Raw genomic sequence first — 26,357 nt, forward strand, 5'->3', positions numbered from 1 at the left:
ACCTCTTCCTCTCCCTGATGCCCACGCTCGCCGTCGCGATCGGCGCGGGAGCGGTGCTGTTCGTGATCCGTCTGGCCCGTGGGGAGAAAGTGCCCTCGGCGATCGGCAGCCTGCTCGGCGTGGCCCTGGCCGCCGCGATCGTGATCTGGACCGGTTCGGTGCGGGACTTCTTCGTCATCGGCATCTGGGCCGCCCTGGCGATCTTCATCCCCACCGCGATCTCCGTTGTGGCGGGGCGCCCCCTGACCGGCATCATCTGGAACGCCGTGCACGGCGGCACGCACGCCTGGAGGCAGGACCGTCCCACCTTCCGTGCGCACGTCATCGCGACCTCGGCCATCGCCGTCGTGCATCTCGCCAAGTTCGTCGTGCAGCAGTGGATGTACGTCGCGGGGAACATCACCGCTCTGGGAGTCGCGGACACCGTCATGGGAGCACCGCTGACCATCGCACTCGCCCTCGTCGTGGTGTGGGCGTTCCGCCACAGCACGACGCGGCTCCGCTCCGCCGAGGCGTCGCTCGAGGAGACCGCCGCTGAAGCGCGTCTCGAGGAGACCGCCACCGGCACTCGGGAGGACGACGCCGTCACCGGCGACCTGATCGACGAGAGGAACCTCTGATGTCCGCCACCTCGACCCTCACCATCGAAGGCCTCCTGCGGCCGCCGGAGCGCTCGGGGATCACGATCTCCCCGGACGGCACTCGGTTGGCATACCTGTCCATGTGGCACGAACGGCTCAACATCTGGGTCGAGGAGATCGACGGCGGCACGGCGCCCCGCTGCGTCACCGCCGACGACTCCCGCTCCATCGTCCGATACCTCTGGGCCGACGACTCCCGCCATCTCCTCTACCAGCAGGACAGCGGCGGCGACGAGAACTGGCACGTCTACCGCATCGACCTCGACGACCCCGACGCCCCCGCGGTGGACCTCACCCCGTTCCCCGGCGCCACGGTCCAGGGTCTCGAGCTCCGACGGGGTCGGCCCGGCCACGCCACCTTGCAGATGAACGCCGAGAACGCCGCCGAGTTCGATCTCTACGACCTCGAGATCGGTACCGGCACCCTGTCCCGACTCGCCCCCGGCCCCGGGGCAGGGAGCAGCTGGATGCTCGCCGGCGACACGCTGCTGCGCAGGACCATGCGGGCGGACGGCACCTGGGAGCTCTGGCGCGACGAGGTGCTCATCGCCGCCTTCGACGGCGACGCCTACCCGATGGACGTCCACCCCTTCGAAGCCGCTCCGGACGGATCGAGCATCTGGTTCGGCTCCTATCAGGGCACCGACCACCTGCATCCGGCCCGCCTCGACCTGGCCACCGGGGAGGAGACGATGATCCATCACCATCCCCGGGCCGATCTGGACACGCGGCCGCTGGTCTTCACGAACCTGCCCTCCCCGCTCATCCGCCACCGACGGACCGGCGAGCTGCTCGGGGTGCGCTATCACGGGATGCGGATGCACACCGAACCCCTCGACCCGCACTTCGCGGAGGTCCTCGAGGTGGTGGGGACGCTGTGCGACGGTGACATCGGTGCGCTCACCAGCGATGTCGACCAGCGGCGGTGGGTGGTCTCGTTCCTGCACGACCGGGATCCCCAGACCTGGCTCTACGACCACCGGACCGGTCGCAGCCGGCTCCTGGCACGGAGCCTGGAGCATCTGGACGTCGATCTGCTCTCCCCTGTCGAGAGCATCGAGATCACGGCCCGCGACGGCCTGCGACTGCCCGCCTATCTCACGCTCCCCGCGCACGAGGAGCCGCGGGATCTGCCCCTGGTCCTGATGCCCCACGGAGGGCCCTGGACGCGGGACTGGTGGAGATACGACTCCATCGTCCAGCTCTGGGCGAATCGCGGCTACGCCGTGCTGCAGCCCCAGTTCCGCGGCTCCGCCGGCTTCGGACGCGCGCACATGGAAGCGGGCGTGGGCGAGTTCGCCGGGCGCATGCACGACGATCTCCTCGACGCCGTCGACTGGGCGGTCGCCCAGGGCATCGCGGACCCCGAGCGGGTCGGTGTGTTCGGCGGATCCTACGGCGGCTATGCCGCGCTCGTGTGCGTCGCGTTCACTCCGGAGCGCTTCGCGGCGGCGGTCGAGTACGTCGGGGTCTCCGACCTCGTCGACTACCTGCGGTCCCTGCCGGAGTACGCGAGGTCAGGGCTCGTGAACAACTGGTACCGGTACGTGGGCGACCCCTCGGACGCGGAGCAGGCCGCCGACATGACGGCCCGCTCTCCGATCACCCGGATCGGGGACATCCGGTCCCCGCTGATGGTGGTGCAGGGTGCCAACGATGTGCGGGTGCGACGGGAGAACTCCGATCGGATCGTCGCCGGCCTGCGGGAGCAGGGGAACGAGGTGGAGTACCTGGTCTTCGACGACGAGGGGCACTTCATCCTCAATCCTGAGAACGTGCTGGCGCTGTACCACGCAGCCGATCGGTTCCTCGCGCGTCATCTGGCGAAGAAGCCCGCCCCGACCCCATGAAGGACCCGTCATCCGGCGGACAGCAGCTCGTGGCACCTGACCAGCACTCGCAGCTGCGCCGGTGAGTACAGCTCGGCCAGGGCCTCGCCGATGCTCCGTGTCCCCAGGGCACGCGAGGTGCCCTCGCCGAACCCGGGATCGTGCAGCTCGGGGGTGGCGGCGAGGGCACCGCGCACCGCCACCGCCATCCGTGCCGCGACGTCCTCGCACAGCTCGGCCGGCGCCTCCTCGGGCAGGGCCTCGAAGTCGGCCAGGACCTGTGCGTCGGGGATGGACTCGCCCACGCGCTGCCAGGCCTGGAGCGAGTCCTCGTCGAGCACACGGGAGAGGACCGTGAGGAAGTCACCGTCCGTGCTGCCCGTCGTCCCGCTGGACATCTCCCACACCTGGGGCTCCTCGAGCAGCTGGGCGATCTCACCCCTGACCACGACCAGGCGGTCGATCTCGGCGGTGGTCTCCGAGGCCAGGGCCTCCAGGACCTCCCGGTAGCTGTCGGTGGAGGGCTCCAGGGTGGGGATCTCCGCCAGCGGCACGCCGAGGTCGACCAGCCGCCTGATGTGCATCAGCTGGATCAGATGCCGCACCCCGTAGTGCTTGTACCCGTTCGACGAGCGGGGCGGCTCGGGCAGCAGACCCTCGTCGTGGTAATGCCGCACCGCTCGCAGCGACGTCCCCGCGAGCTCGGCGAGCTCCCGCGTGCTCCACGCCATCGGTCACATCCTCCCGGTCGGGTCCCTCTCCGCTCGCCCCGAACCTACGCCATGCGCCACGGTGACAGTTCTCAGGCGACCCGGCCGCTGCGCCGTCACGGCATCAGTGGCTCCGCTCCGGTGAGGCGGGCACGACGGCGTCCTGCAACCGCGATGCGCTCCGCCGACCTGGTGACGACCGCGGGGACCCGGCGCGCAAGGTCTCGCGCACATCGGCGCGCTGCCTGCGGAGGTCAGCCCGTCCCGCCGACGGCTGCGGACGCGGTACTGCTCAGCAGCGCGGCGGCCCGCAGTCCGTCCTCCGAGACCTTCAGATCCACTGGTCCGTCGGTGGCTGCACCGAGTTCCTCGGCGAGCGACTCGGGTGTGAACCAGTGGACGAAGGAGCCGTCCTGAGAAGTGGTGTCCAGCAGGGCGTCCTCCCCCAGCGCTTCCGGGTCCTCGCCCGCACTCCGCGCCATGTCCCGCAGCTCCTGGACGCCTTCCGGCGGCACCACGTGGTTCGTGACCAGCAGGCGGGCGTCGGGTCCGAGGCGCGCCAGGACAGCGCGGAGCACTCGCACCCTGGCGTCGCGGCCGCGCACATAGCAGAGGACGTTCCCTGCGGTGGCGAGGTCCGCGCGGCTCAGGGCACGCTCCCAGCCGTCCTGCCGAGCCGTGGGGGAAGGTCGTTCGGGTCGAGTGCCGAGTTCCGCGTACAGGTCGAGGTGATGAGCGGTGACGTCTTCGGGTCCGCCGCGCACTGCAGCCACCCCGTCGGCCGCCGTCTCGAGCATCCGAGGGGAGAGATCCATCAGGACGACCTCCTCGAAGAACGGTCCGAGCGCGATGCTCGACCGGCCCGCTCCGCAGCCGAGATCGACCAGCACTGTTCCCCGTGCCGCGACGTCACTGACGTCGCCCGTCTCCGCGCCGACGCCGGCAGCATCGTCGCGACCGATGTGCACCTGCGCTCCCAGCGCGCTCAGCTCGACGTCCCACAGCCCCGACGCCGCGGTGCTCTCCGAAGCGAGGATGATCTCGGGGGTCTCGAAATGTTCGCGGACGGTGGGCGGGATCGAGGGCACGAATCTCTCCGTTCAGCAGAAGCAGGCAGAGCGAGCTGCCAGGACCGCACGGGAAGCACATGGATCCGCACCTCCGTGTGCGTCGCGCTCCATCCTGCCAGGCGCTCAGCCCTGCTGGCCGTCCGAAGGACGCGGTGACGTCTCCGAGTCCGTGGACCCCTCCGTGCCGTCGGTCTCCGCAGACTCGCCCCGGTCCGTCCCCGAGCTGGTCGGCTCCTCGCCCGCTCCAGGAGTCGCGGTGCCTCCTGTCGCGCCCTCCCCCCGCAGGCTCGCGAGATACGCGTTGTACGCGGCGAGCTCCGCCCCGCCGTCCCGTTCGGCCTTGCGGTCGTACTGTCGGGCGCGGCGGTCCTCGGAGCCCATCCACAGCACCACCACGACGATCGCGTAGCCGACCGTCGGCACCTCGGAGATCGCCCACATGATCGAGGCGCCGCGCTCCTGGATCAGCATCAGGCGGTCGGGGTCGTACATCCCCAGCTCCGTGTACCACCTCTCCGCGACCAGCCAGGTCGCCGAGTACAGCGCCACCCCGAAGAACGCGTGGAATGCGAGGGTGATGAGCAGGGTGAGCAGCTTCAGCACCGGGTTGATCGGCTTCTGCGAGGGGTCGATGCCGATCAGCACCCAGGCGAAGAGGTAGCCCGAGGCGAGGAAGTGCACGGTCATCAGCACGTGTCCGAGGTGGTCGTACATCGCCAGCTCGAACAGCGGCGTGAAGTAGAAGAGCACCAGCGAGCCGGCGAAGATCAGGCCTGCCAGCGGCGGCGAGGAGATCACCCGTGAGTAGCCCGAGTGGAGGGCGGCCAGCACCCACTCGCGCACCCCGCGGGAGCCGTCGGTGCGCGGCGCGGTCGCCCGCGACAGCATCGTCACGGGCGCTCCGAGGACCCACAGGGGCGGGACGATCATCATCATGGCCATGTGCTGGACCATGTGAGCGTCGAAGCGGAACCTCCCCCAGGCCGCCGCGCCGCCGGAGAGCACCCAGGCGAAGGCCACGCAGCCGGCGACGAAGGCGAGCGTGCGATGCCAGGGCCAGGCATCGCCCCGTCGGGCCAGGCGCACCGCTCCGGTGAGGTAGAGCCCGGCCATGGTCGCGGCGAGGGCGAGGGCGATCCAGTCCGGTTGGATCACGGTGAACATCGTCGTGGGCGAGAACTCACGGGACGGCGGGAGGAAGCCGACCAGCGCCATGACCCGCAGCTCGCCGATCTCGGGGACGGACTGGGGCACGGGCGGGGCGGAGCGGCCCAGCGCGATCGACGCACCGATCACCGCGGCCATGAGCACGCCCTCGGTGAGGGCGAGGTGGCGGAAGCGGAGCCTCTCCCCCAGGCGGCGGCGCTGCTGCGCGCCGAGCAGCGCGAGGGCGAGCAGACCGATCGTCTTGGCCAGCACCACGCGGCCGTAGCCGGTGGTGATCAGGTCCCCCCAGCCCGACAGTCGGATCCCGGCGCTGATCAGACCGCTGAGCGCCAGCGCGATCACGGCGGCCAGCGCCCAGGGCGAGTAGCGGCGCACCACGGTGTCCAGCACCGCATCGTCCAGCCGCGGTGCGAGCAGGGCGATGGCGAGCAGCCCGCCCGCCCATACGGTGACCGCGACGAGGTGGACCGCCATGGCGTTGACGGCGTTGACGTGGTCCAGGCTCGCCCCGGCGTGGCCCACGAGACCCAGCGACAGTGTGCCGAGGCCGGCGAAGGCCAGTCCCCAGCAGGCCAGGACCGTGGAGCGGGCCAGCGCGTAGGCGAGGGTCGCGAGTGCGGCGAGCACGGCGACCAGCATCTGCAGCCGGCCGAGGGCGCCGCCCATCGCCACGTCCCAGATGTTCAGGTCGGTGCCGGCGCCGGTCGCCTCGAGCCCGCCGAGCGGGATCTGGGCGAAGGCGCCGAGGGTCCACAGCAGCGCTCCGGCGGCGGCCAGGCGCACGGCGCGGCGGCGGGTGGGATCCAGCACGGTGACCTCGCGCCGTGCGGGGCCGGGCAGCAGGAGCACAGCGGTGGCGCCCGCGCCGACGGCGAGCAGCAGGCCGAGGTGGTGCAGCACCCGGACGACGGGCAGGCCAAAGGTGACCAGCGGCGAGGCGGGAACCAGCGTCGCCGGGGACAGCGCCCCGGTGGCGAGCATCCCGATCCCCGCCGCGAGCAGGGCGAGCAGGAGCAGCAGCGGCACGACCGCGGCGCCGAGGGCGCGGGCGGGACGGGACGGACCGGTCGCGGGGCCTTCGAGGCGGGTGGGCGCGGTCATGCTCCTGCCCGCCGACGGCGCAGCGTCTCGAACAGGCACACGGTCGCGGCGGTGTGCACGTTCAGGGACTCCGCGTGCCCGGACAGGGGGATCCGCACGGTCAGCGGCGCGGCGGCGAGGGTCTCCTCGTCCAGTCCGCGGGCTTCGTTGCCGAGGATCCAGGCCAGACGCCCGGGCAGCTCGACGTCGAAGAGCTCGCTGTCCGCGTGACCGCTGGTCGCGGCCGCGGTGATGTCGCGTGCGGCGAGGGTCTCGAGGAGCGGGCCGGCCTCGGCGCCGGTGAGGACGGGGAGGTGGAAGAGGCTGCCGACGCTCGCGCGGACGGCCTTCGGGGAGTACGGGTCGGCGCTGGTGCGGGTCAGCAGCACGAGATCGGCTCCCGCGGCGTCCGCGGTGCGGATCAGGGTGCCGACGTTGCCGGGGTCGCGCACCTCGTGGAGCACGACGACGGTGAGGGGGCCGGCGGCGGGCAGCGCCTGCAGCGAGGCGGTCGCGGCGTCGGGGTCCTCGGCAGGCAGTGCGCCGACGGCGACCACGCCCTGCGGGGAGACCAGCGCGCCCCCGGCATCGGACCCGCCCGTCCCGTCGCTGCGCGCGTCGGCGGTCCTGTCGGCCGGTCCGCTCTCGCGCACCATGGCGCGCAGGATCTGCTCGTCGACGGTGCGCGCCGGGACCTCTGCCTCGCGGGCGAGGCGCTCGAGCTCCGGATGGGCGTCGGCGGCGCGCTCGGTGAGGTGCACCTCGAGCGCGAGCTCGGGCCGGTGCGCGAGCAGGGAGCGCACGGCCTGGGGCCCCTCGGCGCGGAACCGTCCCTGTTTGCGACGTGCAGAGCGCCCGGCCAGTGCCGCCACCTTCCGCACCCGCTCGGAGCGGGGGGAGGTGATCGGGGACTGATCCGGGCGCTCGGTCATCGCGTCGTGAGGCGCGATGTCAGGCTGCCGGGGCGTTGACGTCCTCGGGGAGGGCGTTCTTCGCGACCTCGACCAGGGCGGCGAAGGCCGGGGCGTCGTTCACCGCGAGCTCGGCGAGCATGCGGCGATCGACCTCGACGCCGGCCAGGCCGAGTCCCTGGATGAGGCGGTTGTAGGTCAGGCCGTTGGCGCGGGACGCCGCATTGATGCGCTGGATCCACAGCTGGCGGAAGTTGCCCTTGCGCTTCTTGCGGTCGCGGAAGTTGTAGGTCTGCGAGTGCAGCACCTGCTCCTTCGCCTTGCGGTACAGACGCGAGCGCTGACCGCGGTAGCCGCTGGCCTGCTCGAGGATCTCCCGACGCTTCTTCTGGGCGTTGACCGCCCGCTTCACGCGTGCCACGTGATACTCCTTCGATCGTTCGTTCAGGGGCGCGGGAGCCGTGCTCCCGCGTGGGCGATCAGCGGCCCAGCAGCTTCTTCATGCGCTTGACGTCGGCCTTGGCGACGGTGGTGTCGTTGCCCAGGCGGCGCTTGCGGCTGGAGGACTTGTGCTCGAGCAGGTGGCGAGCGTTCGCCTTCTCCCGCATGAGCTTGCCCGAGCCGGTCACGCGGATGCGCTTCTTGGTCCCCGAATGGGTCTTGTTCTTCGGCATGTTGCCTGTTCTCCTTCGTACGTTCTCAGGACTCGGAGCCGGTCTCGGCCTCGGCCTCGGGAGCGGACGTCTCGTCCTGGCCCCGGGCCGCAGCCTTCTCGGCATCGGTCTTGCGCTTGCGTGCCTCGGCCATGGCCTGGGCCTTCTTCTTGTGCGGTCCGAAGACCATCACCATGTTGCGGCCGTCCTGCCGCGGGTGGGACTCGACGAAGCCGTACTCGGAGACGTCCTCGGCCAGGCGGCTGAGGAGCCGGACGCCCATCTCGGGACGCGACTGCTCGCGGCCGCGGAACCGGATGATGACCTTGCACTTGTCGCCGCCGGACAGGAACTTCTCAACGTTGCGGCGCTTGGTCTCGTAGTCGTGCTTGTCGATCTTGAGGCCCATCCGGATTTCCTTCTGGACCGTGTTCGCCTGGTTCTTGCGCGCCTCACGGGCCTTCAGGTTGGCTTCGTACTTGTACTTGCCGTAATCCATGAGACGAGCGACCGGCGGGTTCGCGCCGGGCGCGACCTCGACCAGGTCGAGATCTGCTTCCTGGGCGAGACGCAGGGCGTCCTCGACCCGGACCTCGCCGACCTGCTCGCCGGCGGGCCCGACCAGGAGGACCTTGGGGACCCTGATCTGACCATTGATGCGCTGTTCGCTGATGTTGGCTCCTCACCTTGATTCGAGTCGGAAGACGACGAAGGCCCCCGCATGTCATGCGGAGGCCCCAAGGTGCACGCGCCACAGCGCCGGACGGACACTGCTGCCCGACCACCGCGCATTGCTGCCCGGCTGCGATACTGACCCGGCGGCTGGTCGCCACGAGGTGGGAAGGGACTCCACTTGAGGAACGGATGACGAGGGACTCGACCTGTTCCAGTCGTCTATCCTAGCAGGAGTGCGCCCGCCGTCCAGGTGATGTGCGTCGCGCTCGCATGCTGCGACCAGCGAGGAGTATTGGTGGAGACCGACCGCGACGCGCGCGCCGAGGGCGACCGGCCCGACGGGCACGATCTCCCGTCGGAGACAGGCACCTCGCACAGCCCCGCTCCCGCTCCGGGGAACGGCGCGGACCCGGTGACCGGGGACGCCCCGGAGACCAGCGCGTCCCCGCATCACGACGACGGTCAGGACTACGACTACGACGGCGCGCCCGCGACGGGACTGCACCCCGCCACCGCGCCGCGCGCCGTGCTCCGCCCGGTCCCGGAGGGGTTCCCCACCCCTCCCCCGCGCCCTGCCCTGCCGAATCGGCGTCCTGCTCCGAGGTCCGAGCCCTCCGCGTCCCCCCGACCGCGACGCGGCCTGCTCATCGCCGCGGCGTCCCTCGTCGCCGTGCTGGTGCTCGCGATCGCCGTCGGCGGCGGGATCCTCGCCGTCCGCGCCCTCAGCGCCGACGGACCGCAGGATCCTCCCGCCGCCTCCGGCACGGAGGAGCCGGCAGCGCCGTCCGGTGCCGGCCAGGTGCAGATCGGCGAGGTGGCCGTCACCGAGGTGAGCACCGAGGTCGGGCTGCGGTCGGTGGGCACGGACGGGACCGCGGTCGAGCCCGAGGGCGAGTACGTCGTGGTCACCTTCGCGATCGACAACCGGTCCTCGGCGGGCGTCGAGGTCCTGGACAACGTCACGCTCCTGACCGCCGACGGGGAGAGCGTCCGGGCGGACCGGGAGGCCGGGCAGGCCCACGTGGCCGACAGCAGCCACTTCGGCGTGGTCGAGCCCGACGGCACCGCGACCTTCCACATGGTCTACGACGTTCCCATCGGCACCGAGCCCACCGGGCTGCAGCTCGACCTCTCCGCGATCGGCGAGTCCGGGGAGCTCCCCCTCGACGGCTGACCTCGCCGCGGCGGTCCCGCACCGCGGGCGCCGTCCGGCTCCACGACCATCGCGCTCCCCGACCGGGGCGCGCACCCCTCACGAAGGAACAGGCAGTGACCGACGAACAGCTTCACGACAGCACCGCACCCACCCCCGCCGAGCACGCGGCGCACGAGCACGGGGCGGACGCGCACGCGGCGCACGAGCACGGGTCGGACGCGCACGCGGCGCACGAGCACGCCGCCGAGGCCCAGGAGCTGCGGGACATCGCCGAGGTCTCCTCGGTCGAGATCATCACCTCCGCCTGCGTGCACCTGATGAGCGCCGCGGCGGTCAAGGTGGGGCTGGCCGAGGACGAGGAGTCGGGGCGGTACCAGGATCTCGCCGAGGCGAGGAAGCTGATCAACGCCCTGGCGGGGCTCGTGACGGCGGCCGCTCCCGAGATCGGCAACGAGCACGCCCGCTCGCTGCGCGACGGACTGCGCTCCCTGCAGCTGGCCTTCGCGGAGGCGCTGCCCTTCCCGGACGCCCCCGGCGAGGCCCCCGGCGAGAAGTACACCGGCCGGGTCTCCTGACCCACCGGCCCCTTCCGGGGCCCGGCCCCGCAGCACGCCGGCCCGCAGGACGCCGGCCCGCAGGACGCCGGCCGCGCAGGGCACCGGCGCTGCGGGCCACGGGCGCTGCAGGCCACGGGCGCTGCAGGCCACGGGCGGCTCAGGAGCCCAGCACGAGCCTCAAGGAGCTGATGCGCTCGGCGACGATCTGCTCGGCCCCGAGCGCCGCGGTGACCGCGTCGACGACCTCGCGGACCTGCGGGGCCGTGAGCCCGGGACGCAGTCGGAGGTGGAGATCCACCTCGGCGCGCTCCCCGGCGCGGGCCTCCAGCCCGACCACCTCGTCCGAAGCCTCCGCGCCCACCCGGGCGAGGGCCGCGGCGAGCTCGCCGTCCTGATGGGGAGGGATCCATGCCCGGCCCTGGGCGAGCGCCCACAGCACCGAGCGGGGCAGCAGGACGGCCCCTCCCTCCTCGGCGGGGGTCGCCGGGTCCAGCACCAGCGCCGTGCATCCCTCCTGGACCGCGGCCTGCGCCGCCTGCGGGGCGACGACGGGCACGGGTCGCGCGTCGGAGCGCCAGGCGCCGAGCGTCTCCACCGAGGTGAACAGCGGCAGCACCGTGGTGCCGTCAGGCGCGGTGATCGAGACCATGGCCATGTCGGCACCGTTGTCCCCGGTCAGTCCGTGGGCAGTGGTGCCCGTCGAGGAGGCGACCGCCATGATCGGCACCAGCACGCGGGATTCGGCCAGCGCTGCGACGAGATCGCGGCGATGGGGATCCTCGCCGGCGCGGTGTGCGGCGAGCGCCGCGGCGACCCCGTCGGGCGTCGTGCCGTCATCGCCCGGGAAAGGGCTGACGGTGTAGTCGCGCCCCTCCCAGGTCACGCCGGCGGTGTCGGTGAGGGGGGACTTCTCCTGGAAGTGGGCGGGGAGGGCCCTGCGGGCCTGCTCGCCGGCCGACGCGTCACCGGCCCGCCCCGGGCCGGCGCCGCTGCCCTGCCCCGAGGTCATGGGCGCCCCGCGACGTCGAGCGCCTCGCCCATCGTGAACGCCTGCGCGTACAGGGCCTTGCCGACGATCGTGCCCTCGACCCCGAGCGGGACCAGCGAGCGCAGCGCCCTCAGGTCATCGAGGGAGGAGATGCCTCCGGAGGCGACGACCTTGGCCTCGGTGCGATCGCAGACGTCCCGCAGCAGATCGAGGTTGGGACCGCGCAGGGTGCCGTCCTTCGTGACGTCGGTGACGACGTAGCGCTGGCAGCCGGCCTCGTCGAGCCGCTCCAGGGTCTCCCACAGGTCCCCGCCCTCACGGGTCCAGCCGCGGGCGGCGAGGGTGGTGCCGCGCACGTCGAGGCCGACGGCGATGCGGTCGCCGTGCTCGGCGATGATCTCCGCGGTCCACTCGGGGTTCTCGAGGGCGGCGGTGCCGAGGTTGACCCGTCGGCAGCCGGTCGCGAGCGCTGCGGCCAGCGAGTCGTCGTCCCGGATGCCGCCGGACAGCTCGACGTTCATGTCGACGGCGGCGACCACCTCGGCCAGCAGCGACGAGTTCGAGCCGCGGCCGAAGGCGGCGTCGAGGTCCACCAGGTGCAGCCAGCTCGCACCCCCCTCCTGGAAGGCGAGAGCGGCGTCCAGCGGGGCGCCGTAGGCGGTCTCGGAGCCGGCCTCGCCCTGGACGAGGCGGACGGCCTGGCCGCCCTGGACGTCGACGGCGGGGAGCAGCTCGAGCACGGGAGCGGTCATGGGGGTGCCTCCTGGAAGCGGTGGTGCGGGCCGGGCCCGGACGGTGTGGGGGTGTGGGAGGGCGCGGGCGCCCGGAGCGGATCAGCCCGTCTGGATCCGCCAGATCGCGATGCCGAAGCAGAGCAGGCCCAGCAGCGCGAGGCCGACGACGGACCACCAGGGCTTCTTCGAGCGGTGGAAGGACCAGGCGCCGCCGATCATCATGCCGCCGGCGAAGAGCACCAGGAAGGCGAGGATCATGCGGAGCCCTCCGCGCTGCGGCGCGGCAGGGTGCGCAGCCAGTTGGCCAGCAGGGCGGCCCCGGCGTCCCCGGACTTCTCCGGGTGGAACTGGGTCGCGGTCAGCGCACCGTTCTCGACCGCGGCGATGAAGCGGTCGCCGCCGTGCTCGGCCCAGGTGACCTGCGGCGGCGTGATCGAGCCGATCTGCTCCATCTCCCAGCGGCGCGCGGCGTAGGAGTGGACGAAGTAGAAGCGCTCGTGCTCGATGCCCGAGAACAGGGTGCTCCCGGTGGGGGCGTCCACGGTGTTCCAGCCCATGTGGGGGACCACGGCCGCCTGCAGGCGGGTCACCTCGCCGGGCCACTGGCCCAGGCCCGCGGCCCGTTCGCCGTGCTCGTCGCCGGTCTCGAACATGACCTGCAGACCCACGCAGATGCCGAGCACGGGGCGCCCGCCGGCGAGGCGACGCTCGACGATGCGGTCCCCGCCCACCGCCCGGATCTGCTCGGCCGTGGCCGCGAAGGCGCCGACGCCGGGCACCACCAGCCCGTCGGCCGTGAGGGCGCGGTCGCGGTCCGCGGTGAGCTCGACCTCCGCACCGGCCGCCTCGAGAGCGCGGACCACCGAGCGGACGTTGCCGGAGCCGTGGTCGAGGACGACCACGCGCGGGGCGGGACGCGGGGCGGGAGAGGTGCCGGGCCGCTGCGCCTGCTCGGTCATCCGGGCCTGCTCGGTCATCCGGGCCTGCTCGGCGGTCACTTGCGCTTCTTCCCCGAGGCGATCCACTCCAGCGCCTCGGCGCGGCTGAGCGCGGCCGGGTCCAGGCCCTCGCCGAGATCGCCGAGATCCGTGGCGCCCAGCAGCAGCGCCTCGACGACGTCGTCCACCGCCCCGAGCACGATGGCGGGAGAGATGTCCTCGCCCCGCTCCCCGTTCTTGTAGCGGGTGGCGGTCATGCGGTCGCCGCGACGCCAGAACAGCACGATCCCGTTGCGCTGCAGGGCGGTGGACGCGATCGCGGCCAGATCGTGCGCGGCGGCCTCGGCGAGCGGCCCGACGGCGATCGCACCTGTGCTGGAGTCCAGGGTGCGGGTGCCGACGGGGATGTCGAGATCGTCGGTGCGGGCCTCGCGGCCCAGCCGGATCACGCCGGCCAGCGCCTTCGCGGAGGCGACCGAGGTGGCGATCACCGCGATGGTGGGCACCTCGTCCTCCTCCGCGGCGGCGTCGGCGTCGGAGAGCACGTCCTCGACGGTCAGCGGGGCGTCGTCGAGGGAGAGGCTCTCGGTGAGGCGGGCGAACTCCGCGTCGATGTCGTCGGCGGGGCGGCCGGAGCCCTCCTGCTGGTCTCCGGGCCCGTCGGGCTGGTCACCGGACCCGTCGCGACGCGGGTCCTCGGGGTCGACGGTGCTCATAGTGCTCCCTTGGTCGAGGGGACGTCGAGGACGCGGTCATCGTAGGCACAGGCCGCACGCAGCGCGCGGGCGAGCGCCTTGAACTGGGCCTCGACGACGTGGTGGGGGTCGCGGCCGTCGATCAGCCGGATGTGCAGGCAGATCGCGGCGTGGTGGGCGAGGGACTCGAAGACGTGACGGGTCAGCGAACCGGTGAAGTGCCCGCCGATGAGGTGCAGGGCCTGGGCCTCGCTCTCGCCGGTGTGCACGCAGTAGGGCCGGCCCGAGAGGTCCACGACGGCCTGGGCGAGGGACTCGTCCAGGGGCACCAGCGCGTCGCCGAAGCGGGCGATGCCCTTCTTGTCCCCGAGCGCCTCGCGCAGCGCCTGCCCGAGCACGATCGCGGTGTCCTCGACGGTGTGGTGGGCGTCGATGTGGGTATCGCCTGTCGCCGACACCTTCAGGTCGAAGCGGGCGTGGGTGCCCAGCGCCGTGAGCATGTGGTCGAAGAAGGGCACGGAGGTGGAGACGTCGACCTGTCCGGTGCCGTCGATGTCGAGGCTGAGCTCGATCGAGGACTCACGGGTGGTGCGGCGGAGGGTCGCGGTGCGCGACGGTCGGGCGTCGGTGGGGGTCATCGGGGGTCGGCCTCCTCGAGGGCGGTGCGGAAAGCGGTGTTGTCCTCGGAGGTGCCGACGCTCACGCGCAGCCAGCCGGCGGGACCGACGGCGCGGATCAGCACGCCGCGCTCCAGCAGCGCCCGGAAGACGACGTCGCGGTCGGAGAAGGCACGGAAGAGGACGAAGTTCGCATCGGACGGGGCCACGTCGTGGCCGCGGTCGGCGAGGTGCGCGGCGAGGGCGTCGCGCTCGGTGCGCAGCAGCGCCACCTTCCCCAGCAGCTCCTCGCGGTGGGCCAGCGCGGTGCGGGCCACGGCCTGGGTGACGGCCGAGAGGTGGTAGGGCAGGCGCACCACGCGGACGGTGTCGACGATCGCCGGATCGGCGACCAGGTAGCCGAGCCGTGCGCCGGCGAGCGCGAAGGCCTTGGACATGGTGCGGGCCACGACGAGGTTGCGGTGAGCGGGCAGCAGGGTGAGGGCGCTGGGCACGCCGTCGCGGCGGAACTCGCCGTAGGCCTCGTCGACGACCAGCAGGCCGCGGTGCCCGGCGAGCTGCTCGGCGGCCGCCTCGACGACCTCGAGGTCCAGCGCCGTGCCGGTGGGGTTGTTCGGGCTGGTGAGCACCACGATGTCCGGGCGGTGCGCGGCGATCGCCGCGGTGACGGCCTCGACGCCCAGGGCGAAGTCGGGGGCGGGGCCCCGCTCGGCCGTGACCCAGGAGGTGTAGGTGTCGCGCGCGTACTCGGGATACATCGAGTAGTGCGGCGTGAAGCCGAGCGCCGTGCGTCCGGGGCCGCCGTAGGCGAGCAGCAGCTGGTGCATGACCTCGTTCGAGCCGTTCGCCGCCCAGACCGATTCGGCGGCGGGCGCCGGGATCCCGGACTCGGCGGCGAGGTACTCCCCGAGCTCACGGCGCAGGTCCAGCGCCTCGCGGTCCGGGTACCGGTTCAGGCCGACGGCGGCGTCCGCCGCGGCGCGTCCGATGGCGGCGGCGAGCTCCGCGGAGGGACCGTAGGGGTTCTCGTTGACGTTCAGCGCATGCTCGACCGCGAGCTGGGGCGCGCCGTAGGGGGCGGCGCCCGCGATGCCCTCGCGCGGGGCGGGCAGCGCGGAGGTCCCGAGGGTCGGAGCTGGGTTCGCTGGCATGGCTCCATGGTAAGTGCCGTCACGCCGCCGCGACCTCTCCGTCCGTCCGTCGGCGAGGTGCTCCGCAGCACGGTCCGCCGCCGCCGTGGCGCCCTTCACAGCCGGCCGCCGCGACGACCGCCGCACCGACGGGTGTCAGTACCCTGGAAGGATGTTCCGCTCCCTGGGTGCCCTGGTCGGCGACCTGCTGGTCGTCATCCTCTTCGTCGCGATCGGCTTCGTGCAGCACGGCACGCCGCTGACCACGGAGAACCTCTTCATCGTCGGCTGGCCGTTCGCCGTCGGCGTGCTGCTGGGCCATCTCGCGATCCGCGCCTGGCGCGCGCCCTTCCGGATCTGGCCGCACGGGGTGTTCGTGTGGGCGATCACGCTCGCGACCGCGATGGCGCTGCGCACCCTGTTCTCGGCGGGCACCGAGGTGTCCTTCGTCATCACCACCGCGATCGTGACCGGTGTGCTGATGCTCGGCTGGCGCGCGCTCGCGCTGTTCCTCACCCGCGGCGAGCGGGACGCGCCGACGGACCGACCGGCGACCGGCACGGGGACGACGGGCACCGGGACGACGGATCCCGCGGACGAGACCGTCTCCTGACCGTCCCGACCTGCAGGAGCGCCGACTGCGTCATCACCGCCCGCGTGATCTCCGCCCGCGTGAGCACCGCCTGCGTCATCACCGCCCGCTGCGGAGCACCTGGTCGATCTCGAGTCCGTGCCCGCGCGGATAGAGCGGCTGCTCGGTGCCGCCGGGGGCGTCCTCGGCCGCGGCGCGCACCGCCGCCATCGAGCGCGGCAGCTCGATCGGCAGGCGCCCCTCCGCGGGGAGCACTCCTGTGATGGCGTCGGCCCAGGCGGCGCCCGAGACCCCGAAGCTGCCCGTGAGCGCGTCGCAGACGGGCGCGATGTCGGTGAGCACCGCGGCGCGGTCGAGATCCACGTCGAGGATCAGCGGGCAGAGGGCCCGGATCCGGGCCAGGCGGTGCGCGAGGCCCGGCGGGTGCGCGAGGTCCCCCTGGTGGAACCAGGACTCGAGGAAAAGGTCGTCCCGGGGCTGGAACGGGGCACCGATGCGCAGCAGCGCCGCCTCCGCCTCCGCCGGGGTCCCGACGCGCACGCCGAGTGCGGCGACCACGTCGTCGGGCAGCCCCTCGGCGTAGATGCGGGTCGCTCCCCGAGAGCTGAGCAGAGGCAGCACGTCGCCGTCGTCGTGGAGCACCACCACGCTGCGGGCCTGGGCCTCATGGCCGCGGCGGCGGTCCTCCGCGGTGCCCACCCGGCGAGCGGCCGCCGACTCGTCGACGTAGGGGTCGTCGAACAGGCCCAGGCGGAACTTCACCCGCAGCAGTCGGCGGGCGGAGTCGGTGATCCGCTCCTCGGTGACGGCCTCCTCGCGCACGAGAGCCAGCAGCAGAGCGGTGCACTCCTCGCCGCCGAACTGGTCCGCGCCGGCCTCGAGGATCCGCGCCATCCGCTGCGAGGGCGTGAGCTCCTCCACACCCCAGGCGCGGGCCGGGAGCACCTGCTCGCCGACATGGTTGTCGTTGACGAGCTCCCAGTCGCTGACGATCACGCCGTCGAAGCCGAGCTCGCCGCGCAGCAGCCCGGTGAGCATCTGGCGGTTGAAGCCGAAGCCGACCTCCTCGATCCGCTCCCCGCCCCGCTCGAGGCCGACGGGCCGGCCGTAGTACGGCATGATCGCGTCGGCGCCCTGCTCGACGGCCACCCGGAAGGGCAGGAGGTGGTCCTCGAACCGCCCTCCCGGGTAGACCTGGTCCCGTCCGTACGGGAAGTGGGCGTCCTCGCCGTCCTTCTGCGGGCCGGCGCCCGGGAAGTGCTTGACGGTGGACTGGACCGCGGACTCGCCCTCGGGGCCGCGCAGACCCTCGAGCGCCGCCTCCAGCGACTCGGCCACCCGCTGCGGGTCCTGTCCGAAGCACTCGCGCTGCCGGGCCCAGCGGGGCTCGGTGGCGAGATCGGCGACCGGGTGGAGGGCTGCACGGATGCCGACGGCCGTGTACTCGCGACGCACGCAGTCGGCCCACTCGCGCACCAGGGCGGGGTCCTCCAGTGCTCCGAGACCGAGCGGCTCGGGCCACAGGGAGAAGAACGAGGTCACCCAGGAGGTGCCGGCGTTCTGGGCACCGCCGTGGCGGGGATCGGTGGAGACGGTCACCGGGATCCCGTGCGGGGTGCGCTCGGCGAGGTGCTGGAGGCGATTGTGCCAGCGCGCGGCGGCCTCGGCGCTCTCCAGCCCGTGCACGTTGAAGTGGCTCATGTGCTTGTCGAGCACGACCTCGGAGGTGGCGGACTTCGAGATCGCCCCCGGCTCCTCGAGCAGAGTGCCGTCGGCGCCCGTCTCGATGACCGTGTGGAACAGCAGCCCGACCTTCTCCTCGAGCGAGAGGCGCCCCAGCAGGTCCTCGGTGCGCTCCTCAGCGCTGCGGCGCGGATCCTCGTAGGGATCCATCACACCGTTGCCGTTCAGGTCCCGGTAGGCGGTGCCGTCCGCAGCGCGCTCGAGGCGGGGCAGGGAGGAGTCAGCCGTGGGCACGGAACACCTCCTGAGCGATGACGGGGCGCAGCGCGGCCTCGGCCTCGTCGGAGCCGAACCAGGCCTGCAGCTGCCCGTCCAGCAGGACGTTGCCCAGCGCCCCCAGCACCATCGACTGGTCCAGGGACAGGTGCCGCTCGGCCCGCGTGCCGGTGCGCACGGCGATCGCGTCGTGGAAGCCGCCGCTCCCGTAGGCGCCGAGGTCCTGCTCGATCCGGGAGAGGTTCTCGGTCGCGGCCTCGCGCTCGTACTGCAGCGCGAGGGCGGCGGCGTGCGGTGTGACCACCCCGTCGAGGCCCTGCGGATAGGGCTCGTCCACGTGCCAGTCCGTCTCCGCCGCGTCGGAGAAGTAGCCGGTGGGGTTCAGCCCCAGCGCGTCGACGCCGTACTCGCGGTAGCCGCCGTGCGGGTCGGAGCAGGGGGAGAATCCCCAGTATCCGTATCCGGCCTCGTCCAGCCCGTGCTCGCGCTGGGCGCGCACGTGCAGCGGGTGGTTCCGACCCCAGCTGTCCGGGGCCCAGCTCGCCTCGGGCACGAACAGGTCGGGCATCAGCTCCTCGAACATGGATCCTCCCCACCCGGGCACGATCTGCATACCGCGGTAGGTGTGGGCGCCCTCGAAGACGGGCACGCCCTCGTACTCCCCCCACTCCCCGACCGGAGGCATCTCGGCCCAGTCCCAGTCCGGCGGGAAGGTGCGGAAGGTGGAGAAGTAGGCCCCTGCCGGGATCTGCCCCGTCATGATCCCGAGGTAGGTGACCATGCGGGCCTCGGAGATCGCGGTGTCGTAGTGGTGTCCGGAGTGGTACCAGACGTCCGCTCCGGGGATGTCGTGGTAGAGCGGACGCAGCTCGGCGTCCTCGCGGCTCGGGTCCTCGAGCCAGAAGCCGCCGACGGTCAGCCCGGGCTGCGCCTCGACCTCCTCGTCGAAGAACACGTCCCAGCGCATGCGGTCGAAGAGCGTCCGGGCCAGGCGCCGGTTGGACGGATCCGCCTCGGCCACCACGTGCAGGGCCGCGCCGAGCCAGCCCATGTCCACGCTCGAGACGAAGGGGACCACCGGGGCGCCGGTGCCGGGCCACGCGCGCAGGATCGAGCGGTCGGTCTCGTCGTACCAGTTCACGTACATGCCCGAGGGCTCGTGGTGCTCCATCCGCTCGAGGCTGCGCAGGGCGGTGGCGATGCGGGTGCGGGCCCGGCCCGGGGACAGCAGTCCCAGCTCGCGGGCGATGAGGGTGGACCACAGGCCGCCGCCGATGTTGGTGGGCGAGGTGTGGCGGGAGTGGCCGCGAAGATCCGCGGAGATGCTGTCGGAGATCAGGCCGGTCGAGGGCACCGTCATCGCGTCGAGGCTGCGCCAGGTGTCCGACGCCCAGCGCCGCAGGAGTGCGTCCTCCCCGCTGCCTCGGGCGGGTGGGGCACCGACGGAGCGGGGCCCGGCGGAGCCGGGGGCTCCGGGCCCGCCGAGCGCTCCGGCCCGGCCGGAGCTCGCCGCGCCTCCGGCGGCCCCGTGCGGCGTGCCCGCTGCGGTGAGGGCGGCGGTGCCGGTGAGGGCGCCGGCGCCGAGCAGGGGGACGGTGAGCAGTGTGCGTCGGTCGATGGGATTCACGATGCCTCCTCGAGGCGGTGGGGTGTCGGACCGTGGGCTCGTGCGATTCGGGGTGCGCTCCGGGGTTCGGCCTCGCGGGGCGGGCTGGTGGAGGTCGGGCAGGTGGAGGGCGGGCTCACTTGATGCCGGTGGTGGCGATGCCCTGGATGAAGTGGCGCTGGAAGATCAGGAAGACCACCAGCACCGGCGTCACGATGAGCGTGGCACCGGCCAGGAGCAGGCCGTAGTCGGTCTGGTTCTGCCCGGTGGAGATCAGGGCCAGCGCGACGGGCAGGGTGTAGGTCGCCTCGCTGGAGGAGACGACCAGGGGCCACAGGAAGTTGTTCCAGGAACCGAGGAAGGTGAGGATCCCGAGGGTCGCGAAGGCCGGCCCTGCCAGCGGCAGGAAGATCCGGAAGAAGATCGCGATCTCCCCCACGCCGTCGATCCGACCGGCCTCGAGCAGCTCGCGCGGCAGCCCCAGGAAGAACTGACGCATGAGGAACACGCTGAAGGGCTGGACGAGGAAGGGAAGGATCAGGGCGGGGATGGTGTTGGCCAGGCCCATGTTCACCACCAGCACGTACTGCGGGATGAAGGTGACCAGCCCCGGGATCATCAGGCACACCAGCACCAGGACGAACAGCGCCCGCTTGAAGGGGAAGCGCAGGTGCGCGAGCGCATAGCCGAACATCGAGCTGAACAGGAGGTTCCCGGCCGTCACGGCGAGCGCGACGACGGTGGAGTTGCGGAAGTAGCGCCCGAAGGGCCGCTCGAACAGGCGGCGGAAGTTGTCCCAGGTCGGCTCCTCGGGCAGCCAGGTCGGGGGGACCCGCAGCAGCTCGCCCTGGGTCTTCAGGCTGCCCAGGATCATCCACACGAAGGGCGTGATCACCAGCAGCACGAAGACCGTGAGCACGATGTAGGTCAGCACGGGATTGCGGCGCTCGATCATCACTTCTCCCTCATCAGGCGGAACTGGACGAGGGTGACCACGCCGATCACGAGGAAGGTCAGGTAGGCCATCGCCCCGGCCACGCCGTAGTTCCCGAAGCCGAACTGGTTGTAGGTGTACATCGAGGCGGAGATGGTGGCGTTCAGCGGGCCGCCGCTGGTCATCACGAAGGGCTCCTCGAAGAACTGCAGGTAACCGATGGAGGTGGTGACCAGCACGAAGAGCATCGTCGGGCGGATGGCGGGAAGCGTGACGTTGACGAACCGCTGCCAGCGGCTCGCGCCGTCGAGGGCGGCGGCCTCGTGCAGGCCCCTGTCCACGGCCTGCAGGCCGGCCAGGAAGATGACCATCGAGGTGCCGAAGTTGCGCCAGACGGCCATCACCACCAGGGACAGCAGCGCGGTGCGCTGATCGCCGAGCCAGTTGGGGCCCTCCAGCCCGAACCAGCCGATCACGGTGTTGACCAGCCCTGTCCCGGGCTGCAGCAGGAACCTCCACACCACCGCGACCGCGACGATGGAGGTGATCACGGGCGTGTAGAAGCCCATCCGGAACACCCCGCGAAGTCGGGTGACGCCCCTGTCCAGGGCGAGAGCGGCGGCGAGGCCGGCGGTGATCGTCAACGGCACTCCGACCAGCACGAACATGCCGGTGTTCGCGGCGGCCCGGCGGAACACGGGGTCCTCGAAGGCGGTGAGGTAGTTGTCCAGCCCCACGAAGTTCACCGCGAAGGGCGAGCGGATGTCGCTGATGCGCATGTCGGTGAAGGACATGAACATCGACTGCAGCACCGGCCAGGCGATGAAGACCGCGAAGAGGAGCACGAAGGGCAGGGACAGGAGGATCCCGGCACGGGCCTCCCCCGCCCCGCGCCGGCCGCGGCGGCGAGGCGGGGAGATCGCGCCGTCGGGCTGCGACGCGGCGGTGTCCCGCAGGGGCGCTGCGGTCATCTCAGGCGCCGGTCCCGATGCCCTGCGCCTCGCCCTGGACGGTCTCCAGGGCGTCGGCCGGGGCGAGATCCTGCTTGCAGACCTGCTCGACCTGGGCGTCGAACCTCGCGGCGACCTGCTCCCAGGTGGCGATGGTGGGCGGAGCGAAGGCCGTCTGCAGCTGGGTGTGGAAGGCCTCGAACTTCTCGTTCGCCGAGACGGTCTCGTCCTCCCAGGCCGCCTGCAGGCTCGGCATGGCGGTCACGATCTCGAACCACTGCACCTGCACCTCGGGACGCGCGAGGTACTCGACGAGCTTCCAGGCGCTGTCACGGTTCTCGCCGCCCTGGAAGACGCCCACGTTCGCGCCGCCCAGGAAGCTGGCGCCGGACTCCTTCTCGGGCATCACGAACACGCCGTACTTCTCGGCGAAGCCCTCGCCGCCCACGGCCTCGACGCCGGCCATCATCCAGGGCCCCGAGATGAACATCGGGACCGCGCCGGAGACGAAGTCCTGCTCGGTGGTGCCCTCGGCGGGCGCCGGGTCGGAGATCCCCTCGGTGAAGAAGGACTGGTAGTAGGCCAGCGCCTCCTCGTTCGCGGCGGCGACGAAGGTGAACTCGTCGCTGTCCTCGGAGACGACGTCCCCGCCGTTGGACCAGATCAGCGGGAGCACCGTCTGCCAGGAACCCTGACCGCCGGGCTGCAGGGCGATGCCCCACGTCCCGTCGGGCCCGCCCTGCATCGTGCGCGCCATCTCGAACAGGCCCTCCCAGTCGGTGGGCGGCTCGGTGATGCCGAGGGACTCGGCGATGTCCTTGCGGTAGAAGACCAGGCGGGTCTCGACGTACCACGGCACGCCGTAGACGGTGTCGTCCACGGTGACGCTCTCGAGCGCGCCGGGGAAGTAGTCGTCGGTCGCGATCGAGTCCGGGGTGGGCTCGAGCGCGTCGAGGCTCACGAACTCGGCCATCCAGGTCGAGCCCACCTGGGCGACGTCCGGCGCCGTGCCGGCGGCGATCGCGGAGGTGAACTTGTCATGGGCGGAGTCCCAGGGCACCGGGGAGACCTCGAGGGTGACGTCCGGGTTCTCCTCCTCGAACCCCGCGAGCAGCTCGGGCAGGGCCTCGCCCTCGGCGCCCATCGCCCAGACGGTGAGGGAGCCGGTGGCGGGTCCCTCGGCGATCGGCTCGGCGGGCGCGGCGGGGCCGGACTCCTCCTCGTCGGGGCGGCCGCAGGAGGCGGCGAGCGCGGCGCCGGCGGTGAGGCCGAGGCCGGTGAACAGGCGGCGGGAGATGCGGTCCATGGTGACTCCTTCGTCCGAGGCGCCCGGGACGGGGCAGGGCGCCGACGCCTCACGTATGGAAGCGCTTACATCGCGAACAACGGTAACCCAGGCCGAGCGAGGCCACAACTCCTGTCCGCTCGCCCCGTCCTCGCAGCGCCCTCCGACGCCCCGCCCTGCGCCTCGGCGCCCTCCGCAGGTGCGCGCGTCGGCCCAGGGTCGCCCCGGGCCGGCGTGATGACCCTCAGCGCCGGTCACGGGCGGAGCTGGTGCGGTGATGGGGCGAGGCGATGAAGGGGCGATGCGGTGATGGCGTGCTGGGGCGAGGAGCGGTCCGGGCCGCCCCTCAGAATCGGCCGAGGATCGAGCCGAACGGCGAGCGCGCCGCGCGGAGCACCGCTCCGGTGAGCGTCGCGCCCGTGCACCACAGGAGGATCGGGGCCCAGTGCACCTCTCCCAGGGAGGGGCGCTCCGCGACCCTCCCGGCGGCGAGACCCGTGAGCAGCAGCGCACCGGCTCCGCAGCAGATCAGCACAGCCACGAGCACGCTGCCCATCACCGGGTGGACGGTGGCCTGTCGTGCGACGGCCACCAGTGCGAGCACGGCCCCGAGGGTGGTCACGGCGAAGACCGTCATCGCGACGACCAGCAGGAGGTCCGGGCCCGATGGACCTGCCGTTCCCGCCGGCTCCGCCGGGTCGGCCGACCGGGCCGCCCCGAGGAGGATCTGCACCGGGACGAGCCCCAGGCGATACGTGCGACGCTCATCCTCGGGACCGTCGCCCAGCCACGGCAGCAACGAGCCGACCGCGAGCACGAGGACCACCGACAGGCAGATCGCGAGCCGGACGGCGGATTCGACCTGGTCCAGCCGCGGCCCGATCCGGCGCTGCCGCTCCTCGAGGCGGCGCACCCGCTCCTCGAGCTCACGCGTCCTCTCCTCCGCCGGTTCGCTCCCCGGATCTCCGCTCCGACCGCGGTCCTGCTCCATCTCCCCCTCCTCCTGCGGCGCCCGTCCCCGTCATCGTGGGCGCCGCCCGATCCTCAGCGCTCGAAGCGGATGTCGATGGCGCGGCCGTGCGCGGGCAGACCCTCGGCCGCGGCGAGCGCGGTCGCGGCCTCGCGCGCAGACTTCAGCGCGACCTCGTCGTAGTCCACGACATGGATGCCGCGCAGGAAGGTCTGCACCCCGAGGCCGCCGCTGAAGCGCGAGCTGCCGCCGGTGGGCAGCACGTGGTTCGACCCCGCGGCGTAGTCCCCGAGGCTCACAGGGCTGTGCGGGCCCACGAAGACGGCCCCGGCGTTGGTGACCCGGGCGGCGACGTCGGCCGCGTCGACGGTCTGGATCTCGAGGTGCTCCGCACCGTAGGCGTCGACGACTGTGAGTCCCTGATCGAGGTCGGAGACCAGCACCGCACCGCTCTGCCGTCCGCGCAGGGCCTCCTCGATGCGCTCGCGGTGGGCGGAGGCGGGGACCTGCTCGGCGAGCTGCGCCTCGACCGCGTCGACGAGCTCCGGGGAGTCGGTGACCAGGACGCTCGCGGCGAGGGGATCATGCTCGGCCTGGGAGACGAGGTCCGCGGCGACGTAGGCGGGATCCGCCTCGGCATCGGCGAGGATCGCGATCTCGGTGGGGCCGGCCTCGGCATCGATCCCCACCCGGCCCCGCACGAGGCGCTTCGCGGCGACGACGTAGACGTTGCCGGGGCCCGTCACCAGGTCCACCGGGTCCAGGGCGGTCCCGTCGCCGAGGTCCTCCGCGCCGTGGGCGAGCAGGGCGACGGCCTGGGCGCCTCCGGCGGCGAGCACCTCGGTCACGCCCAGCAGGGCGCACGCGGCGAGGATCGTGGGGTGCGGCAGCCCGCCGAACTCCTTCTGCGGCGGGGAGGCCAGCACGATCTGCTGCACGCCGGCCGCCTGGGCGGGCACGACGTTCATCACCACGGAGCTGGGCAGCACCGCGCGTCCGCCGGGCACGTACAGCCCCACACGGCGCACGGGGACCCAGCGCTGCGTGACGGTGCCGCCGGGCACGACCTCCACGCTCTCCGCGGGCCGGCGCTGGGCGGCGTCGACCGCGCGCACCCGGGCGATGGACTCCTCCAGGGCGGCGCGGATCCCGGGATCGAGCTCGGCCAGGGCCCGCTCGATCGCGGAGGACGGGACCCGAAGATGCTCCGGACGCACCCCGTCGAAGCGCTCGGAGGCGTCGAGCACCGCGGCGGCGCCGCGCGCGGCGACGTCCTCGACCACGGGACGGACGGCCTGCGCGGCGGCCTCGACATCGAGCTCGGCGCGCGGCAGCGCCGCGGTGAGCTCGGCGACGCTGAGCGTGCGCGAGCGCAGATCGGTGACGGAGAGGAAGGGGGCGGGATCGGCCATGCGTCCAGTCTAGGAGAGGGCGCAGCGAGCGGCGCGGCGGGACCACCGGCGCGCGGGACACGATGCGCGGGAGGCCGGCGGAGAGGGGCTAGGGTCGTCCACGTGCTCGTCGCCTTCCTCGCCACCCTCGTCGCCGGCGCGGCGACGAGCATCGGCGCCGCTCTCGGCGTGATGGGGCGGGGAACCAGCCCGAGGCTGCTGGCCGGCGGGCTCGGCCTCTCCGCCGGCGTGATGCTCTACATCTCCTTCGTCGAGCTGCTCCCGGAGGGGGCGCAGGTCCTCTCCGGGGGCGGGCCCGCCGACCCTCGCGGCACCGCCCTGGCCGTGCTCTCGTTCTTCGTCGGCATCACCGTCATCGCCGTGATCGACCGGCTCGTCCCCACCGCCGTCAGCCCGCACGAGTTCACCGGACGCATGACCGGCAGCGGCGGCCACGACGAGGTCCGCGCCCCCGAGGAACGGGCCGCCGACCTCGCCCTGCGGGCCCGCCTGCTGCGCACCGGCACGATCACCGCGATCGCCCTCGCCCTGCACAACGTGCCCGAGGGCTTCGCGACCTTCGTCGCCGCGCTGCAGGCACCCGAGATCGCGATCCCGGTGGTCGCCGCGATCGCGCTGCACAACATCCCCGAGGGTCTCGCGGTCGCCGTCCCCATCCGACGCGCCACCGGCTCCCGCACGAAGGCGTTCTGGCTCGCGACCATGACCGGCCTCGCGGAGCCGGTCGGCGCGGTGATCGGCTTCCTGCTGCTCGCGCCTCTGCTCAGCGGGGATGCGATGGGGGCGATCCTCGCCGCGGTGGCCGGGGTGATGGTCTTCGTCTCCCTCGACGAGCTGCTGCCCGCGGCCGAGGAGACCGGCGAGCACCACACCGTCATCTACTCTCTGATCGCCGGGATGGCGGTCATGGCCCTCACGCTGCTCGTGCTGTGAGGCGCCCCGGTCCCGCGGAACGGTCGGGCTCCGGTAGGTTCCTTCCCAGCGCTGCGCGCGGCCGGGCCCCTCGACGGACCGGGAGCGGTCGAGCGCGGGCAGGGACGCACGGGGACAGGAGTGGGATCGGATGCCGGGGGTCGTGAGCGGACAGCCGAGGGGCCG

At 72.6% G+C, this 26,357-nt stretch carries 27 protein-coding genes; 6 read left to right on the top strand and 21 right to left on the bottom strand.

The window, feature by feature from the left end; all coding sequences use genetic code 11:
• A partial coding sequence (locus ACT3SP_RS12115) for a DUF3159 domain-containing protein (RefSeq protein WP_444587550.1) occupies nucleotides 1-620 on the top strand: 620 nt, incomplete at its 5' end.
• Nucleotides 620-2,491: a S9 family peptidase gene (locus ACT3SP_RS12120; protein ID WP_444587551.1), complete on the top strand. Its 1,872-nt coding sequence runs from the start codon at nucleotides 620-622 to the stop codon at nucleotides 2,489-2,491. The genes ACT3SP_RS12115 and ACT3SP_RS12120, both read left to right, overlap by 1 nt.
• Before the next feature lie 8 nt (nucleotides 2,492-2,499).
• Here ACT3SP_RS12120 and ACT3SP_RS12125 read toward each other — a convergent pair whose 3' ends face one another.
• From ACT3SP_RS12125 to infC, 7 genes are all read right to left on the bottom strand, one after another.
• The gene (locus ACT3SP_RS12125; protein ID WP_444587552.1) at nucleotides 2,500-3,201 is read right to left on the bottom strand and encodes a MerR family transcriptional regulator; all 702 of its coding nucleotides are present in this window, start codon (nucleotides 3,199-3,201) and stop codon (nucleotides 2,500-2,502) included.
• Nucleotides 3,202-3,434: 233 nt separating this feature from the next.
• A complete protein-coding gene (locus ACT3SP_RS12130; protein ID WP_444587553.1) occupies nucleotides 3,435-4,268 on the bottom strand; it encodes a methyltransferase in 834 nt (277 codons plus the stop codon).
• Nucleotides 4,269-4,373: 105 nt separating this feature from the next.
• Nucleotides 4,374-6,518, bottom strand: coding sequence for a cytochrome c oxidase assembly protein (locus ACT3SP_RS12135; RefSeq protein ID WP_444587554.1), 2,145 nt, complete (start codon nucleotides 6,516-6,518; stop codon nucleotides 4,374-4,376).
• Nucleotides 6,515-7,429: a TrmH family RNA methyltransferase gene (locus tag ACT3SP_RS12140; protein ID WP_444587555.1), complete on the bottom strand. Its 915-nt coding sequence runs from the start codon at nucleotides 7,427-7,429 to the stop codon at nucleotides 6,515-6,517. The genes ACT3SP_RS12135 and ACT3SP_RS12140 overlap by 4 nt, the downstream gene beginning before the upstream one ends.
• 19 nt (nucleotides 7,430-7,448) lie before the next feature.
• Nucleotides 7,449-7,829 carry a 50S ribosomal protein L20 gene (gene rplT, locus ACT3SP_RS12145; RefSeq protein ID WP_096798794.1) on the bottom strand — a complete coding sequence of 127 codons (381 nt, stop codon included), beginning with the start codon at nucleotides 7,827-7,829 and terminating at the stop codon, nucleotides 7,449-7,451.
• Between the two features lie 58 nt (nucleotides 7,830-7,887).
• Nucleotides 7,888-8,082, bottom strand: coding sequence for a 50S ribosomal protein L35 (rpmI, locus tag ACT3SP_RS12150; RefSeq protein ID WP_444587556.1), 195 nt, complete (start codon nucleotides 8,080-8,082; stop codon nucleotides 7,888-7,890).
• 25 nt (nucleotides 8,083-8,107) lie between these two features.
• On the bottom strand, nucleotides 8,108-8,734 hold the full coding sequence (gene infC, locus ACT3SP_RS12155; protein ID WP_444587710.1) for a translation initiation factor IF-3: 627 nt from the start codon (nucleotides 8,732-8,734) through the stop codon (nucleotides 8,108-8,110).
• A 297-nt stretch (nucleotides 8,735-9,031) separates the two neighbouring features.
• Here infC and ACT3SP_RS12160 point away from each other — a divergent pair, with 297 nt between their 5' ends.
• Nucleotides 9,032-9,910, top strand: coding sequence for a DUF4352 domain-containing protein (locus ACT3SP_RS12160; RefSeq protein ID WP_444587557.1), 879 nt, complete (start codon nucleotides 9,032-9,034; stop codon nucleotides 9,908-9,910).
• 239 nt (nucleotides 9,911-10,149) lie between these two features.
• Complete coding sequence (locus ACT3SP_RS12165; protein WP_444587711.1) at nucleotides 10,150-10,467, top strand: DUF1844 domain-containing protein; 318 nt, start codon at nucleotides 10,150-10,152, stop codon at nucleotides 10,465-10,467.
• Between the two features lie 139 nt (nucleotides 10,468-10,606).
• On the opposite strand, the gene ACT3SP_RS12170 is transcribed toward ACT3SP_RS12165, so the two are convergent.
• The 7 genes from ACT3SP_RS12170 to ACT3SP_RS12200 all read right to left on the bottom strand — a co-directional run bounded on the left by ACT3SP_RS12170 (nucleotide 10,607) and on the right by ACT3SP_RS12200 (nucleotide 15,572).
• A complete protein-coding gene (locus ACT3SP_RS12170; protein ID WP_444587558.1) occupies nucleotides 10,607-11,458 on the bottom strand; it encodes an SseB family protein in 852 nt (283 codons plus the stop codon).
• Complete coding sequence (gene priA, locus ACT3SP_RS12175) at nucleotides 11,455-12,189, bottom strand: bifunctional 1-(5-phosphoribosyl)-5-((5-phosphoribosylamino)methylideneamino)imidazole-4-carboxamide isomerase/phosphoribosylanthranilate isomerase PriA (protein WP_444587559.1); 735 nt, start codon at nucleotides 12,187-12,189, stop codon at nucleotides 11,455-11,457. Before priA ends, ACT3SP_RS12170 begins: the two co-directional genes overlap by 4 nt.
• Before the next feature lie 81 nt (nucleotides 12,190-12,270).
• The gene (locus tag ACT3SP_RS12180) at nucleotides 12,271-12,429 is read right to left on the bottom strand and encodes a hypothetical protein (RefSeq protein ID WP_444587560.1); all 159 of its coding nucleotides are present in this window, start codon (nucleotides 12,427-12,429) and stop codon (nucleotides 12,271-12,273) included.
• Entirely contained in the window at nucleotides 12,426-13,130 is a 705-nt protein-coding gene (gene hisH, locus ACT3SP_RS12185) for an imidazole glycerol phosphate synthase subunit HisH (protein ID WP_444587712.1), read from the bottom strand. The genes ACT3SP_RS12180 and hisH overlap by 4 nt, the downstream gene beginning before the upstream one ends.
• 35 nt (nucleotides 13,131-13,165) lie before the next feature.
• Nucleotides 13,166-13,825 (bottom strand): hypothetical protein, encoded by a 660-nt coding sequence (locus tag ACT3SP_RS12190; RefSeq protein WP_444587561.1) that lies wholly within the window; start codon nucleotides 13,823-13,825, stop codon nucleotides 13,166-13,168.
• A complete protein-coding gene (gene hisB / locus ACT3SP_RS12195) occupies nucleotides 13,822-14,442 on the bottom strand; it encodes an imidazoleglycerol-phosphate dehydratase HisB (protein WP_444587562.1) in 621 nt (206 codons plus the stop codon). The genes ACT3SP_RS12190 and hisB overlap by 4 nt, the downstream gene beginning before the upstream one ends.
• Entirely contained in the window at nucleotides 14,439-15,572 is a 1,134-nt protein-coding gene (locus ACT3SP_RS12200; RefSeq protein WP_444587563.1) for a histidinol-phosphate transaminase, read from the bottom strand. Before ACT3SP_RS12200 ends, hisB begins: the two co-directional genes overlap by 4 nt.
• Nucleotides 15,573-15,723: 151 nt before the next feature.
• On the opposite strand from ACT3SP_RS12200, the gene ACT3SP_RS12205 reads away from it, so the two are divergent.
• Nucleotides 15,724-16,164 carry a DUF3054 domain-containing protein gene (locus ACT3SP_RS12205; RefSeq protein ID WP_444587564.1) on the top strand — a complete coding sequence of 147 codons (441 nt, stop codon included), beginning with the start codon at nucleotides 15,724-15,726 and terminating at the stop codon, nucleotides 16,162-16,164.
• Between the two features lie 78 nt (nucleotides 16,165-16,242).
• Here ACT3SP_RS12205 and ACT3SP_RS12210 read toward each other — a convergent pair whose 3' ends face one another.
• The 7 genes from ACT3SP_RS12210 to hisD form a co-directional block, all read right to left on the bottom strand.
• Nucleotides 16,243-18,120, bottom strand: a complete 1,878-nt coding sequence (locus ACT3SP_RS12210; protein ID WP_444587565.1) for a glycoside hydrolase family 3 protein — start codon at nucleotides 18,118-18,120, stop codon at nucleotides 16,243-16,245.
• The gene (locus ACT3SP_RS12215; protein ID WP_444587566.1) at nucleotides 18,107-19,729 is read right to left on the bottom strand and encodes a glucoamylase family protein; all 1,623 of its coding nucleotides are present in this window, start codon (nucleotides 19,727-19,729) and stop codon (nucleotides 18,107-18,109) included. The genes ACT3SP_RS12210 and ACT3SP_RS12215 overlap by 14 nt, the downstream gene beginning before the upstream one ends.
• A 115-nt stretch (nucleotides 19,730-19,844) precedes the next feature.
• Nucleotides 19,845-20,663, bottom strand: a complete 819-nt coding sequence (locus ACT3SP_RS12220; RefSeq protein WP_444587567.1) for a carbohydrate ABC transporter permease — start codon at nucleotides 20,661-20,663, stop codon at nucleotides 19,845-19,847.
• Nucleotides 20,663-21,613 carry a carbohydrate ABC transporter permease gene (locus tag ACT3SP_RS12225; protein WP_444587568.1) on the bottom strand — a complete coding sequence of 317 codons (951 nt, stop codon included), beginning with the start codon at nucleotides 21,611-21,613 and terminating at the stop codon, nucleotides 20,663-20,665. Before ACT3SP_RS12225 ends, ACT3SP_RS12220 begins: the two co-directional genes overlap by 1 nt.
• Nucleotide 21,614: 1 nt before the next feature.
• Nucleotides 21,615-22,898, bottom strand: a complete 1,284-nt coding sequence (locus ACT3SP_RS12230; RefSeq protein WP_444587569.1) for a sugar ABC transporter substrate-binding protein — start codon at nucleotides 22,896-22,898, stop codon at nucleotides 21,615-21,617.
• Nucleotides 22,899-23,223: 325 nt separating this feature from the next.
• A complete protein-coding gene (locus ACT3SP_RS12235; RefSeq protein WP_444587570.1) occupies nucleotides 23,224-23,868 on the bottom strand; it encodes a hypothetical protein in 645 nt (214 codons plus the stop codon).
• Between the two features lie 53 nt (nucleotides 23,869-23,921).
• Nucleotides 23,922-25,259 carry a histidinol dehydrogenase gene (gene hisD, locus ACT3SP_RS12240; protein WP_444587571.1) on the bottom strand — a complete coding sequence of 446 codons (1,338 nt, stop codon included), beginning with the start codon at nucleotides 25,257-25,259 and terminating at the stop codon, nucleotides 23,922-23,924.
• A gap of 102 nt (nucleotides 25,260-25,361) precedes the next feature.
• Between hisD and zupT the strand changes: the two genes are divergently transcribed.
• A complete protein-coding gene (gene zupT / locus ACT3SP_RS12245) occupies nucleotides 25,362-26,192 on the top strand; it encodes a zinc transporter ZupT (RefSeq protein ID WP_444587572.1) in 831 nt (276 codons plus the stop codon).
• Nucleotides 26,193-26,357: the final 165 nt, after the last annotated feature.

Origin of the sequence: Brachybacterium sp. AOP43-C2-M15 (genome assembly GCF_052446295.1) — a bacterium.
GTDB lineage: Bacteria > Actinomycetota > Actinomycetes > Actinomycetales > Dermabacteraceae > Brachybacterium.